Source organism: Mesorhizobium sp. LNHC209A00 (assembly GCF_000502915.1).
Lineage (GTDB): Bacteria > Pseudomonadota > Alphaproteobacteria > Rhizobiales > Rhizobiaceae > Mesorhizobium.
Genome location: NZ_AYWT01000018.1, coordinates 39625 through 53448, shown reverse-complemented (window position 1 = coordinate 53448; position 13824 = coordinate 39625). Strand labels below are relative to the sequence as shown.

General features: G+C 58.7%; 12 protein-coding genes. 2 read left to right on the top strand and 10 right to left on the bottom strand.

Translation table 11 applies throughout. The annotated features are described in order from the left end of the window. Positions 1 to 48 precede the first annotated feature (48 nt). Positions 49 to 1188, top strand: coding sequence for a histidinol-phosphate transaminase (gene hisC / locus X739_RS140090; protein ID WP_031252432.1), 1140 nt, complete (start codon positions 49 to 51; stop codon positions 1186 to 1188). A gap of 89 nt (positions 1189 to 1277) precedes the next feature. Further along, complete coding sequence (locus X739_RS140095; RefSeq protein WP_023795985.1) at positions 1278 to 2318, top strand: LLM class flavin-dependent oxidoreductase; 1041 nt, start codon at positions 1278 to 1280, stop codon at positions 2316 to 2318. A gap of 604 nt (positions 2319 to 2922) precedes the next feature. Here X739_RS140095 and X739_RS140100 read toward each other — a convergent pair. The 10 genes from X739_RS140100 to X739_RS140145 all read right to left on the bottom strand — a co-directional run bounded on the left by X739_RS140100 (position 2923) and on the right by X739_RS140145 (position 13820). After that, positions 2923 to 4815, bottom strand: a complete 1893-nt coding sequence (locus X739_RS140100; protein WP_023795984.1) for an ABC transporter ATP-binding protein — start codon at positions 4813 to 4815, stop codon at positions 2923 to 2925. Positions 4816 to 4837: 22 nt separating this feature from the next. After that, positions 4838 to 6682 (bottom strand): ABC transporter ATP-binding protein, encoded by a 1845-nt coding sequence (locus tag X739_RS140105; RefSeq protein ID WP_031252430.1) that lies wholly within the window; start codon positions 6680 to 6682, stop codon positions 4838 to 4840. Positions 6683 to 6754: 72 nt separating this feature from the next. After that, positions 6755 to 7660: an SIR2 family protein gene (locus X739_RS140110; RefSeq protein WP_023795982.1), complete on the bottom strand. Its 906-nt coding sequence runs from the start codon at positions 7658 to 7660 to the stop codon at positions 6755 to 6757. Between the two features lie 33 nt (positions 7661 to 7693). Continuing rightward, entirely contained in the window at positions 7694 to 7906 is a 213-nt protein-coding gene (gene nifT / locus X739_RS140115) for a putative nitrogen fixation protein NifT (protein ID WP_023795981.1), read from the bottom strand. Beyond that, a complete protein-coding gene (locus tag X739_RS140120) occupies positions 7903 to 8223 on the bottom strand; it encodes a nitrogen fixation protein NifZ (RefSeq protein ID WP_023760366.1) in 321 nt (106 codons plus the stop codon). The genes nifT and X739_RS140120 overlap by 4 nt, the downstream gene beginning before the upstream one ends. Positions 8224 to 8318: 95 nt before the next feature. Next, a complete protein-coding gene (locus tag X739_RS140125) occupies positions 8319 to 8513 on the bottom strand; it encodes a 4Fe-4S dicluster domain-containing protein (protein ID WP_023795980.1) in 195 nt (64 codons plus the stop codon). Positions 8514 to 8544: 31 nt separating this feature from the next. Continuing rightward, positions 8545 to 10020, bottom strand: a complete 1476-nt coding sequence (gene nifB / locus X739_RS140130; protein WP_023795979.1) for a nitrogenase cofactor biosynthesis protein NifB — start codon at positions 10018 to 10020, stop codon at positions 8545 to 8547. A 239-nt stretch (positions 10021 to 10259) separates the two neighbouring features. Continuing rightward, positions 10260 to 11948 (bottom strand): nif-specific transcriptional activator NifA, encoded by a 1689-nt coding sequence (gene nifA / locus X739_RS140135; protein ID WP_023795978.1) that lies wholly within the window; start codon positions 11946 to 11948, stop codon positions 10260 to 10262. A gap of 253 nt (positions 11949 to 12201) precedes the next feature. Next, entirely contained in the window at positions 12202 to 12501 is a 300-nt protein-coding gene (locus tag X739_RS140140; protein ID WP_023678245.1) for a ferredoxin family protein, read from the bottom strand. A gap of 11 nt (positions 12502 to 12512) precedes the next feature. Continuing rightward, a complete protein-coding gene (locus X739_RS140145) occupies positions 12513 to 13820 on the bottom strand; it encodes an FAD-binding protein (RefSeq protein WP_023795977.1) in 1308 nt (435 codons plus the stop codon). Positions 13821 to 13824: the final 4 nt, after the last annotated feature.

Genomic DNA, 13824 nt, shown 5'->3' with positions numbered 1-13824 from the left:
GTTGCGAGCTCATACGGATGCCCCCTGTGTGACTGAACGGAGTTAAATATGTCCGATGCAAAACTGCAAACTGTGCTTTCGGCTCTTCCGCCAGTGACGCGACAGTTAGATGCTCTGCCGTCCAACGGACCAGCGCCGGACGGAAATTTTGTCAAGCTGAATACGAATGAGAACCCGTTTCCGTTGCCGCCAATCATAATGCAAAGTGCAGTGGCGGCCCTCAAGTGCCAGTATCTATATCCGGATGACGATAACATCAGCTTGAGGGAAGCGGCGTCCAGCACCTATGGCGTTTCCAGGGATCAGGTCATCGCAGGCAACGGGTCGTCTGAACTGCTCGGACTCATCTACAGAGCTTTCCTCGCGCCTGGCGATAAGGTTGCGATGATGTCGCCAGGGTTTTCGTTCAACCGCAAACTTGCCATGATTCAGGGCGCCGAGTTTCTCGAAATCGGATGTCAAGCTCATTCCCTGCCAATAGAGCAATTGCTTTCCGGTCCGGCAAAAGACGCCAAGTTCATTATGTTGGCCAATCCAAACAATCCGACCGGAACATTCCTCCCCATAAGCGATATCGAACGCCTCGTAGCACAATCGGACCGCTTGGTTGTCCTTGATGAAGCCTACGTCGACTTTGCACCCGATCATGGCCTGCGCCTCATCAACCGGTATCCGAACGTTCTGATCTTGAGGTCATTCTCGAAAAGCTATGCCGCCGCCGGCATTCGCGTCGGTTTCGGTTTCGGTCACCCTGAAATTATTGGCAGGCTGCGAAACATCCAGAACGTCTTCAACATGAACGTCATCGGGCATGCCGTTGGTATCAGCGTGCTTGCGCATCGCGGCGCCTACGCAGAGAACCACAAGCACATTAAGGATGAACGAGAGCGAGTGACAGTCGCGCTGTCGCAACTCGGATTTTCCGTAACGCCCTCCCGCGCAAATTTCTTGCTGGCCCGTGTCCCCGCGGGACAGGACGGCTCATGGTGGCAAGCAGCATTGGAAAGGCAAAAGATACTTGTCGCGTTTTTTCCGGACAAAGGCTTGGAACACTGCATCCGCGTCAGCATCGGCGCAAAAGAGCAGATGGATGCATTTCTTGCTGCCGCTGGCGACATTGCTGGAAGCTTAACGGTGCCAAGCTCCAAGGGCAGGGAAGCGTCAGGCTCTGCTTCTTCGTTACGCTGACGCTAATCGGCGATCACACACATCTCTTCCGACTTGCTTGGTCGTCCCAGCAAGAGAACAGCCTGCTTTTAAAATCGGGGACTTATCGAGTGACAAACGTCTTTCCTTCAAACCTAGCGTTCGGCATCTTCGATCATCTGGACGAGGATGGCCGCGATATCGCCCGGCAGTACGAAGATCGCCTGATATTAGCAGAGGCGTGCGATCAGCTAGGGTTCTATGCCTATCATCTGGCAGAACACCACTGTACTCCCCATGGGAGAGGTCCATCGCCGAATCTGTTCTTATCGAGCGTCGCCCAGCGCACCCGGCGCTTGCGTCTCGGACCCTTGGTGATGCTGCTTGCGCTTTATCATCCGCTGCGTGCGTTCGAAGAGATCTGTATGCTGGACCAGTTGAGCGGTGGCAGGCTCGAACTGGGCATAGGGCGCGGTGCTCTCCCGATCGAATTGGGCTACTTCGGGATTGGTGCGGACGCGGTGCCGGGCCGTTATGCCGAAGCCAGCGAAATCCTCATGGAAATACTTGTTAATCCGATGAAGGTCGGCACGCTATGCTATCAAGGCCGCCATTTTGATCTCAATGAGGTTCCTTTGACGCTAAGACCTCATCAGCGTCCACATCCGCCGACATGGGTCGCTGCCAATCGACCCGAGTCCGCAGCTTGGGCGGCTGCGAATGGAACAAATATCGCGTGTGTAGGACCTTCCTCTTCTGTTCGCAAAACTACTGATGCGTTCCGCGCCTATCGAGAGGACAACGCTGGCGCGGGGGATCAGGCGCAATTTATCGGATTGCTCCGCATGGTCGTGGTTGGGCGTTGTGACACACATGCCTATTCGCTCGCGGCACCTGCTTACGAACGCTGGCTCAAGAGCTTTCAATTCCTTTACGAGCTTAACGCTATCCCCACTCCACCAAACCTGCCGCTGACCTTCGATGCGGCAGTCGAGAGTGAATTGTGCGTGGTAGGATCAGCAGAATCTGTGCGAAAAGCTCTGTTAGGTCAGTTGGAAGTGGCAGGTGCCAACTACCTGCTTTGTCAACTGGCATTTGGAAATCTGCCGCTAGATGCTTCCCTGTACACCGCGACGACCATTAAATCCGAAATCATGGCTCGATTTGGCTGACCATGAAATTCGCAGTCTGAGGTTGAATCGTTGTACAGCGCTCCCTCACATCCACGTGCTCTAGCGTGCACGTGGTGGGGACGGGCAATCGGGAGGGAGGCCAAACTGACGACGAGCCGGCGGCAGAATACCAGGTTTGTGCGTTGGCTGGCGTCTGGGCCATCTTGTGAACCTGCATGATCCTAAGGAGATGATGGCCGAGCGCGTCACGATGCAGGCACCCGTCTGCTCGTCGCGCACGCGCTAGCCGTTGCCCATAGCCCGCCGCAGAGGTTCTTCTCGCCTGGGGCGGCGTCGGTGCGGCGCCCCCCATCCAGCTTCATCAGCGGCCCGGCGGTAGCAAAGCCGCCACTCGCTACGGCGCTGTTGAGGGCGCGCTCGCGAGCGGCTTTGCTGCGCCCAGCCACCAACGGGAGCGAGCTCGCCCGATGATGGGGGTGCACCGCGGTCGGGATACGATGCTGGAGGAAATCGTTCGCAGCCGGTCTTCACGAACTGCGAGGAGTGCTTGTCCTTGAATGCTGCCTGCTAGCCGTCTGCGGTGGCCTGAGTGGTCCGCCGACACGCCCGAAAGTCAACGCCACTACCACAAGCCGCCAAAAACTCAGGTCTGGGAGCCAGCTTGGACGGTGGTATCGTGTTCGGGAATGTCGTCGAAGGAGGCGTAGTTGAGATAGTAGAGTTTGGAATACAGGCCGCCCATAGCTATTAGCTCATCGTGGTTGCCAGTCGCAACAACTTGGCCATTCTGAAGCACGATGATGCGGTCGGCCCCCCGGATCGTGGCGAGACGGTGGGCGATGACGAGGCCAGTCCGCCCTTCAAGCAGCTTGATCAGAGCCTTCTGAATCTGCAATTCCGTGTAGCTGTCGATGTTGGCGGTCGCTTCGTCGAGCACGAGGATCTTGGCGTCAGCGACGAGGGCGCGGGCGAAACTGATAAGCTGGCGCTGGCCGAGAGATAAGTTGTCGCCGCGTTCGCCAAGTTGGGTCTCATACCCGTCGGCGAGGCTCATGACGAAGTCATGCGCGCCGACCGCCTTCGCCGCCTCGATCACCTTGTCGCGCGTGGCGTCCGTCTTCTGGTATCGAATGTTCTCGAAGACCGTCCCGGTGAACAGGAATGGCTCCTGCAGCACCATGGCGACCTGGCGGCCGAGCGATTCCTGGGTGAGGTCGCGCACATCATGCCCGCCGACCAGCACCTGACCCTGCTGAACATCATAGAAGCGGTGGACCAGGGCCATCGCACTCGATTTGCCAGAACCGCTCGGTCCGACCAGTGCGACCGTCTCGCCGGGATTGACCCTGAAGGAGACATTTTTCAGAACCGAACGGTTCGGATCGTAGCCGAAGGTGACGTCCCTAAACTCGACCGAGCCGTCCATTTCGGGCGAAAGCACCTCGGCATTGGGTTTGTCCTGAACATCGATCTTGACGTCGAGCACATCGGTCAGGCGCTTGCCTGAGGCCATGGCGCGCTGCATGATCGAATATTGCAGGGTGAGTGAGCGGATCGGGTCAAAGAAGCGCTGGATGTAAAACAGGTAGGCTACCAACACGCCCACATCTACACCGCTATTCACGACCATCGAGCCGCCAACCACAATAACGGCGGCCAAGGCGAGGCCGGTGAGGCCATCGACGATAGGCACCATGACCAGTGCATATCTGGCAGCGATCAGTTGGGTCCTGAGGTTGGCATGGGCCCGGTCGTCAAAAAGAATGAAATTCACCTGCTGGCGATCCATCGACTGTATGGTCCGCACGCCGTGAATGGCTTCGGCCAGCGCGCCATTGACGACGGAATTGGTTTCGTGTGCAGCCATGAAGGCGTCGCGGGCGCGCGGCAGCCAGACAATGCGGACGATCACCAGGATCGGCAGAACCGACAGCGTCAGGAGGCCGAGGCGAAAGTCGAGCCACAGCATTACGAATACGATGCCGAAGAGAAGTGCAACATCGCCTAGGGAATATACCGAGGTTTCCAGGAACTCCTGTATGGAGTTAACGTCGCCTTGCAGGCGCGACATCAGGCGTCCGACCTCAGTCTTGTCCATGAAAGAGAGCGAAACCTTTTGCAGATGGCCAAACATGGCGCGGCGGATGTCGAACAGGACAGTTTCGGCAATTTTCCCATCCAAGGTTTCCTGCATGTAACCGGCGGCGAAATTGACCAAAATCGCCGAAAGGAACGCGCCGACGGCCGCAAGCTGGGCTGAGCGATCGCTCCCTGCCGGGTTCATGCCGTTGTCGATCGCGTAGCGGATGATCAAGGGGATGAGAAGCTGCGTCCCGGTGAAGATCAGCATCGCGACAATCGTGACAACTACCTTTGCCCGATAGGGATGGACGAAGCCCCAGATCCGGCGGAGGATGCTCTTGTCGAAAGCCCGGCCGAACATCTCCTCCTCGATCCGGTGCGAGCCGACGACCGCGCGCGGAGGGCGTCTGCCGTCGTCACGTTCGGCTTCGAGTTCGCCGGGGCCTTGGTCCATCAGCGGGCGCCCCCATACTGGGTCATATGATATCACCTGGGCGCGTCTGGAGATCGTAAAGGGCTTTGTAGCGTCCCCGCTTCGCCAGAAGCTCTTCATGCTTGCCGCGTTCTACGATTTCGCCGTTATCGACAAAAAGGATCTGATCGGCATGCATAAGCGCACTCAGCCGATGCGCGATGATGATCGTCACCCGATCCTTGGCGAAGCGCCGCGTCGCCGCGCGAATGCGCTGCTCGGTGCCAGCATCGATCGCGGCCATCGAGTCGTCGAAAACGACGACAGAGGGGCGCAGCATCATGGTGCGAGCAATCGTGAGACGCTGGCGCTGGCCGCCAGAGAGAGAGACGCCGCGTTCTCCCACGACCGTCTCATACCCTGCTGGGAGCCCTAGAATGTAGTCGTGGAGCTGGGCGAATTCGCCAGCGTGTTCAATTCGCTGTCTCTTCGCCCAGGGGTCGCCATAAGCGATGTTGTTCTCGATCGTGGTGGTGAATAGGAACGCATCCTGCTGTACAACGGCAACCGCCTTGCGAAGGCTCTCGAGGGTGACATTGCGTATGTCCTGGCCGTCCAACGTGATGGCGCCACCGGTCACGTCGTAAAAGCGGGGGATCAGATGAGCCATCGTCGATTTGCCGGAACCCTGGGGACCGACGATCGCGATCGTCTCGCCTCTCCGGGCCTCAAAGCTGAGGTTCTTCAGAATGGCGCGGTTTTCGACATTGGGGTACGCAAATGAGACATTGTGGAAGCGCAGAGTGCCGTCGCTTATCTCAAGCGGTCTGGCCTCGAGAGCATCCCTGATCGTGATCTCCTGATCGAGGAGACCGAAAAGCCGCGAACCGCAGCTGGAAGCGCGGGCAAAGGCATTGACCATGAGGCCGATCTGGCGGACTGGCATTTGCAGGATGGTCATGAAGGTCAGGAAGGTCGCCATGGTTCCGACGCTGATCTCGCCAGCGACGAGCTTGTTGCCACCGATCCAAAGCACCAATCCCATTGCGAAAAAGAAGGACAAGGTCATCGCCGACGTGCTGGGTACGTAGATGTCAACGAGATCCTTGGCGAGGCCGAGCGCGTTCTTGGAAGCGCGGTCGAACTTCAGCATCTCATAGGATTGAGCCGCAAAAGCGCGGACCACGCGGATGCCTGCGAGGTTTTCCTTCATCACGCGGCTTAGTACCGAAAGGCGCTCATAGAGGTCGAGCCAGGTGGCGCGCAGCCTAAGCTGTGTGGTCGATGAGCGCCAGGCGACAAAAGGCACGAAGCTCAGCGCGACCAGGCCGAGCATGGGATCGGTCGAGGTCATCATGTAGGCGCCGATCCCGATCAGCATGGTGAGCAGGACCACGCGAACGAGCGCGGTGGAAAAATACATCCGCACGCCTTGGAGATCGAGCATTCCGATGGTGATCAGATCGCCTGAATGGACCCGGTCGTGAAAGGAAAAGCTGAGACGCTGGATCTTGTCGTAGTAGGCGAGCCGCAGTTCGTACGCGACATGATGCCCGACGGCTTCGGCAAAATAGTTCTGCGCCATCGTGAAAAGGCCGCGTAGCGCGCTGACGGCGAGCAGCAGGAGAGCCGGGGTCCAGAGCGCTTGTCCTGCCGCGCTCCCGGCGACACCGCCCCCCATGGCTGTCTGGGCCTGGTCGACAGCCCGGCCGAGAAGCTGGGGAATGAGCAACTGGAGGATTGCCGCCATGATCGTCGAGCCCATAGCGAAGGCGACCTGCCAGGGATGCCGAAAATTCATACGCGTTATGCGCAACAGCGTACTCAAATCCCGGCCCCAGCGGGCCGCTTCAACATGGGTCAACGAATTCAGAGCGTTCGTTGCGCTGCCGACAGCATCACTGTTCACGGGTGTATTCCCGACTGCATTTTGCGCCTTCGAGGAAAGCCGAAGGACGCATCATCAAAGGCGACCGCCATTTTAATCCTGTCCACAACCTGCAGCCTTGCCCGTTCCCAGAAGCCGAGCCGCCGCTTGACTAAGTGGCATGTCGATCACCGTGATTCCGCTTGCCGCAAGGAAACGCGCTTCGTTTCTGGTCAGGGTTTCCGCGTCCATTACAGTGCAGTAGGGACCGCGGGAGCGCTTCATGATCTGTCTGGCGTAGGTGCGCAGCATCTGATCGTTGAAGCGGCAGCCAACGAAGAAAAATCCACGGGTGATGCGCCGTTCCTTCACCACGTCTGGGATCGGTGTCTGGATATCAATTTCGGTCAGGACTTCGACATAGTCGGAATCTGCGACGAGAAAGTTTTGCGAGGGCCTACTACTCCCGTGAGGTGCATAGAGGACCGTCTTTGCCCCCGATCGAGCGTCGAGTTCCCTCCCGGACAAATCGTAGGTTTTCGTCCAAATGTTGCCGATTTCGTTCGCCCGCGTGACGCCTTGTATCTCAACGACGTCCGTTCGGCCGGTCTCCACGAGAGCCGTGCGCATCGCGCTGTCATACCAGCTGTCGATGATGAGGGAGAGCGGCAGCCTTGCGATCCAGGCGTGGAGGAGGGTTGGCCTCACCGGCGCTGCGAATATCTCGGTCATCCAAGCTTGAAGCGTCCGGCGATGCCGGCGCTGTTCGATGAACTGCGCAACCGACCACATATTGGTGCGGATCCTGGAAGGGGCGGGCGCCCGTGCATTGAGTGCCGCGGCAACGACCTCCGGAGTATGCGGCACAGGCGGTTCCGCACAGTTCAACCCAAGAAGACCCGGACCGAGATAGGGGATCACCTCATCGGCGGCGAGCGCTTCCTTCGCCAAGTCAAGCAGCTTATCGGCAAAACTGTCCCGCACTATGACGAGGTGGTCCGATGTCAGGATCGTGTTCATGCTCGTTTCCTCGCGACGCACCTAGGGGCAGCATCAGTCCTCTTCGGAAACCTTCCTTGCCTCGACAGTGATCGGCAGACGCGTATCCCGTGGAAGATCGGGTAGGAGGAGCCGCCACCCGTTCCTGAGCGTAATAGTTCCGCCCCACAACTCTTCCTTCTCGAGCTTGATGATCGGCTCTTCGAGGTCTTTTTTGGGAACATACGCCGACAAGCCAGCATCGGTCCTGCGGATCATGACTTTCATCTGGCCGTCCCTTCATTGGAATTGCTTTCAGCACTGCAGGACGCCTCGGCTTTGTCGAGGCTCATCAGTTCACGCGCTCGCATGCCGACGACGGTGCCACGGTCGATCCACTCGACCGCATAGATGAAGAACTGCTGGAGAAAGGTGCCGATGTCGCGCACATATCCCTCGTCGCCCTTCCGCACGAGATTTTCGCCGATCTCCCTGCCAGGATAGGTGCCGTCATTCTTTATGTGGCGAGTAGCACGTACCCGCTCTCCCGGCATGAAGCGTGGCGGCCTGCGGATTTCGATCTCCTCTTCGCGTCCGAGCGACATGTCCGTTCCCTCATTTCTCGTGGGGCTGCAGATTGTGAACAAGGCGTTCCAGGCGTCCTGCGTAGGCAGCCCAACCATGTCGGCAGCCCATGTGGTCACGCAGGAACGCAGGTCTTCGGCACCGGGCATACCGAGGCACATTGCTGCGCATCGAAGACCCCCTCGCATTCGGTGCACTTCTGTGACTCGATCACGTAGCTCTCGCCTTTGAACTTGATCGCGCCGCAAGGACATTCGAATTCGCAGGCGCCGCATTGGGTGCATTGGGATGCGATGATCTTGAAAGCCATTTTAACTCCTGGTCCGAATGAATGAGACAGCTCAGGCCGTCGCCGCGAGTGCGGGAGTTCCAGATGCGGCGGCGCAAATCGCACTGATTGCGGTCTCGATATAGTCATGGGCATAAGCATCGGTCGCTTGTATTCCAGCCTCCGCGAGCTGATCCTGCGGGCAATTTCCAATCTTGGCGCACAGCACGATGTCTACGCCTTCCAGCGCTGCGATGACGCCATCGAGGGTGGCCTCTGCGCTCCGGCCGCCGAGACAATACTGCTCGACCTTGCGATGCCCGACAAAGCTGATGCCTCTCGGCGAGGCTTCGTAAACCTGGAATTCCTTCGCATGGCCGAAATGTTCGTTGACGCGGCCGCCGCCCTTGGTCGCCACCGCGAAGAGGACGGATTTGCCGGGCCTCGCTGCCTTGACCAATCCGATCGCTTCGCTTCTGGCCGCCACGTGATCACGGCGCTCCTGCGCGACCAGCTCCCGATAGGCGTTACGCTTGCTGGCATCGTAGGTGACCTCGCCGGGAATCCGGTCGGCCGTGAATTCTTGGCCACGATCCTCGCCAAGCATGCCGACGGCATCTGCCCGGCACTGCCGGCAGTGGCGCATCAACTGGGCGCCGCCTTCGACACGATCCTGAAGAGCTTTCATCTCCATTGCGTTTGGGCCGCGCTGCCCGCTCAGTCCGTAATGCGTGCCGTGTGCCGGGTCAGAAATCAGCGGCATGAGGTTGTGCAGGAACGCGCCTCGCTCCTTGACCCATCTATTCACCTCGATCAGATGCTCATCGTTCACGCCCGGGATCATCACCGAGTTGATTTTGGTGAGGATGCCGCGCGCGGTCAGCATCTCCAGGCCCAACATCTGCCGCTTGTGCAGGATCCGGGCGGCTTCGATGCCGACGTAGCGGCGATGGTCGTAAAAGATCCAAGGATAGATCTTTGCACCGACCTCAGGGTCGACCATGTTGATCGTGATCGTCACGTGATCGACATTCATGTCGGCAAGCTCATCGACATGGTCCGGCAGCGCCAGCCCATTCGTGGAGATGCAAAACTTGATGTCTGGGATTTCCCTGGCGACCCGCGCGAAGGTTGCCTTCGTCTTCTTCCAGTCGTAACAGGCATCGCCCGGTCCGGCGATGCCGAGGACGGAAAGCTGCGGCACCTCGTTGGCGACCGCGATCACCTTGCGTAGCGCCTGGTCGGGCGTCAGCTTTTCAGAGGCCACCCCAGGCCGGCTTTCGTTGGCGCAGTTATATTTGCGATTGCAGTAGTTGCACTGGATGTTGCAGCCCGGCGCGACCGCGACGTGCATGCGCGCGAAATAGTGATGCGCCTCTTCTGAAAAGCAGGGGTGATCCTTGATCTTCTCCCAGACAGCCGGATCCGTGTCGTCGGGCTTTGTCGACGAGCCGCAGGATGACGCGCAGCCACCGGGTTTCATGGTGCCAAGCAACTGGTCACCGAATGTCGTGCTGAGGCTCTCAAGCGTAATTGCCGGTGCAGACATGAACGGCTCCGTTGCTGCGTGATGTCGCAGTTCAAAGCGCAAGAGCTATGCCAGCTCAAAGAGCTGTTTCGGTTCACGAATAGGCTTGTCGTGTCAGATTTCTTCGGATTGCTCCGACAAACCTTTGTCGGGCTTACGACAGTGGACACGCAAATAGGGTCGCGAGGCTAGCAGCCTCGGGCGCGCAGAGCGTGAGCGAGACCACTCCGGGCTGCTTACGGTTGACGTCATCACGACGTCTAGAATTTCTTCACCACGATACCATGCCGGCGCAGGGCGTAGCCGACTTGCCGCGGCGTGAGGCCGAGGATACGAGCCGCCCTGGCCTGAACCCAACCGGCCTTGTCCATCGCGTCGATCACCCGGTCGCGTTCCGCCAGACGCGGGGGACAAGCGGGATCGTTCGGATCGCCGGCCGTAAGGGGAGATATCTTGCCTGCGGAGGCACCGATGCAACTGGCCGGCAGCCGCAATCCGACCGGCACTGCGTTGACCCGTGCGAGATCGTCGATGGCATTGCCGCCATTCGAGCGGTCGGCTCGCTTCCAGAGGAGCCAGGAAAGGCACTGGCCCTTCTTACAGGCGAAATCGGATGGAGTGATCGTCCTTGAGCGCGCAAGTGTGGCCGTCCTTTGGACGCAGTTCTCCAGCTCGCGGACGTTACCAGGGAAGTAACATTGCGAGATCAGGTCAAGCGCCGGCGCCGCGAAGGCTAGTGTGCGATCGTTCTCCTTGTTGAACCGGTTGAGGAAGGCGTTCGCAAGGCGCGGAATATCGCCGGTTCGCTCTCTGAGCGGAGGCAGGATAATTGGCACGACATTGATGCGGTAATAAAGGTCGGCCCTGAACTCCCCTTTTATGACGGCCGCCTCGAGGTCCTTGTTGGTGGCGCATATGAGGCGCACGTCGACCTGTAGCGTTTTGGTGCCGCCGACTCGCTCCAACTCGCCTTCCTGCAAGACACGCAACAGCTTGGCTTGAAAGGCCGGCGAAATCTCGCCGATTTCATCAAGTAGCAGCGTTCCCTCATTTGCCAATTCAAAACGACCGGCGCGCTGGGAGATAGCACCCGTGAAAGCGCCCTTTTCATGCCCAAACAGTTCTGACTCCAGAACGCTTTCAGACAGTGCGGCGCAGTTCAATTTGACGAAAGACTTCTTCCTCCGACGTGAGAGCTTATGGATGGCCTGCGCAAAGAATTCCTTGCCGGTGCCGCTTTCACCCCGCAGAAGCACGGTGGAATTGGTCCCTGCTACGACCGAGCCGGTTTCGAGCACCTGCTTGAGTGCGGGGCTTTCCCCGATGATCCCGTCGATTTTGGCATCCGCATGCCGGGCAGGGTCGTACGTCCTCCCCTCGTTGGGCGATTTCTCCGGTCCCGATTGCTCATGGCCACACCGCTGACGATCTGTACTCAGGGCGCGATGGAGGCGGATGGTCCGGCCGACAAGCTTGGCGACCATCGTCAGGAAATAAATGGCCTCGTCGTCGCGAAAGTCGGTGGCGCCGTCTCCGGCGCGGTCGATCGACAATGTCCCAAGGATATCATGATCAGCCTTTAGCGGGATACCGATAAAGGCAATTGGGATGGTTCCGATGCTCGAAGACGTTTGAAGGTCAGCCTGAAATAGTTGGGACTTGCGCACGTCCGGTATGAAGAGCGGCGTCCCCGTAGCGACGATTTGATCTGTTACGGCCTGTGGTATGACGCGGCGAGTGCCTGATTGACGTACGTGGGTATTGCCGGCAGTCGCGGCAATCTCCAGCTCTCCTTCAGCGTCCAGGACAACGATTGCTCCGTGACGCATCTGCAGAAATGAAGGCAGGACGTTCACGACATTGGCGAGCGTAATCTCCAGCTCGCTGGGGGCGGTCAGCACCTTCGATATCTCGTAGAGTCCTCTGAGCGCGATATCTGATTGGGGCATGCTTTTGCTGGGCGGTTCAGGGCGGGTCTCCCGAGGTCCAACCTCGTCGACCCGATCTTGCGGTCCGTGGGTCATGGAAACACCTCAGGGGTTGTCGTCCAGAGTGCTCCTCCTTTTTTATCTGAATTCTGAAAGCATAGTATTCACGAGCTTCTCTTCGTCAAAGCGACGATCGAAGCAAAGAAAATAGACTTGGCGTTGGGCGAGACCTAACTGTATCAAGATCACCCCTCTTAATACGTGCGTGCGTCGGTCATCCGAATTTGAAGAGGACTCCGAAACCGCCGCGTGGATAGTTCCACTCGATCTCGCCACTGGTCTCACACAAAATCCGGCAGGTGCCGCACTCCATGCAGCCGTCAGCAGTGATCTCCACTTGACCTTTGTCGTTCAACTCATAACATTTCGCCGGGCAGACGTGGGTAAGCGCGAGCAAGTTCGCGCTTGGCCTCTCGTGCGGTCGCACTTTGATATGCGGACGGCCGGAATCCACCAAGTAGCGGTTCTGGTAAAGCTTGTCCTCGACACGTGACTTTGTCACTGCGATCGTCATTTCGTCTCCCTTCAGCGCCACGCCAATGCAAGGCGGACCGCGTCGCTGACCAGCCCCCAACGCGAGCGCGCCTTGATGAAGGCCGCCGTGGTCGCCTTTTCCTTCTCGATCTTCGGCGTGCCGTCGACACGCATGAAGTTCTGCGCGGCTTGCGACATCAACCGCGGATAAGTTGTGAAGTAATTGCAGGAATTGGTGTGGAGCAAGGCCGGCATATCTTTGTATTTCTTTAGGTCCTTGACCACGAAGGACTTGTCCAGCATGGCCTTGTAAAGAGCGAGATTTCGTTTGGTCATTGGAGCGTTGCGGCTGTTGACCTCGATGATTGCCTCAGCCGCGATGCGGCCGGAGGTCATGGCGAGGTTCGAACCCTCGCGGTGAATGGCGTTGTTCAGTTGCGCGGCATCGCCGACCACGACCCAACCATCGCCAAACAGCTGCGGAATAGCCTTGTAGCCGCCTTCGGGAATGAGGTGTGCGGAATATTCTTTCACTTCCGAGCCGGCGATCAGCGGCCGGATCGAAGGATGGCTCTTTAAGGCATCAAGGAGAACGTAGGGGCTCTCGACCATCCCGGCAAAATCGGAGACGAGGCAGCCGATGCCCAGTGAGATCGACTCCTTGTTGGTGTAGAGGAAGCCGAGCCCGGCCATGCTGCGGGAGGTCGTGCCCACCGCCTCGATCACGCAGCCTTCATCGCCCTTGACGCCGAACCGCTGCTCAATGACCTCTTCGGGCAGGAAATGCATTTCCTTAACGGCGAGCGCCACGGTTTGTGGCTTCGGCATCTGGCGCAGGCCGGCTCGCGTGCCAAGCAGTCCGCAGACACCTTCTGCGAGAACGACCACGTCCGCGTAGATGGCTCCGCCGGCCCGATCTGTGCGGACTCCGACCACCCTGTCCTTGGCGTCACGGATGAGCTCCGTCACGGTCGTCTCGCACAGAACCGTCGCGCCGGCCTCGCGCACCTTACGCGAAAACCATTTGTCGAACTGGGCACGGATGATTGTGTATCGGTTGGGCTTGGCCTCATTGAAGTCGTCCGACCGATAGTGAATCCCGGTATGGGATGTGTCGTCCATCACCCAAAGCCGCTGTTCAACCAAATGCCGCTCGAGAGGCGCATCGTCCCTGAAATCCGGGATGATCTTCTCCAGCATGTTCGCGTACATGATGGCACCTTGGACATTCTTGGAGCCCGGATATTCACCGCGCTCCAACTGCAGCACCTTTAGGCCATGGCTGGCCATGGTGTAAGCAGCTGCGTTCCCGGACATGCCTGCCCCAACAACAATGGCGTCGAAGTTTTCCTCGATCATGTCC

Bases quoted from the DNA above. Each gene is read 5' to 3' on its own strand.
- hisC (WP_031252432.1), top strand. From the start codon at position 49: ATGTCCGATGCAAAACTGCAAACTGTGCTTTCGGCTCTTCCGCCAGTG.
- X739_RS140100 (WP_023795984.1), bottom strand. From the start codon at position 4,815: ATGGACCAAGGCCCCGGCGAACTCGAAGCCGAACGTGACGACGGCAGA.
- X739_RS140110 (WP_023795982.1), bottom strand. From the start codon at position 7,660: ATGAACACGATCCTGACATCGGACCACCTCGTCATAGTGCGGGACAGT.
- nifT (WP_023795981.1), bottom strand. From the start codon at position 7,906: ATGAAAGTCATGATCCGCAGGACCGATGCTGGCTTGTCGGCGTATGTT.
- X739_RS140120 (WP_023760366.1), bottom strand. From the start codon at position 8,223: ATGTCGCTCGGACGCGAAGAGGAGATCGAAATCCGCAGGCCGCCACGC.
- X739_RS140125 (WP_023795980.1), bottom strand. From the start codon at position 8,513: ATGGCTTTCAAGATCATCGCATCCCAATGCACCCAATGCGGCGCCTGC.
- nifB (WP_023795979.1), bottom strand. From the start codon at position 10,020: ATGTCTGCACCGGCAATTACGCTTGAGAGCCTCAGCACGACATTCGGT.
- nifA (WP_023795978.1), bottom strand. From the start codon at position 11,948: ATGCCCCAATCAGATATCGCGCTCAGAGGACTCTACGAGATATCGAAG.
- X739_RS140140 (WP_023678245.1), bottom strand. From the start codon at position 12,501: ATGACGATCGCAGTGACAAAGTCACGTGTCGAGGACAAGCTTTACCAG.
- X739_RS140145 (WP_023795977.1), bottom strand. From the start codon at position 13,820: ATGATCGAGGAAAACTTCGACGCCATTGTTGTTGGGGCAGGCATGTCC.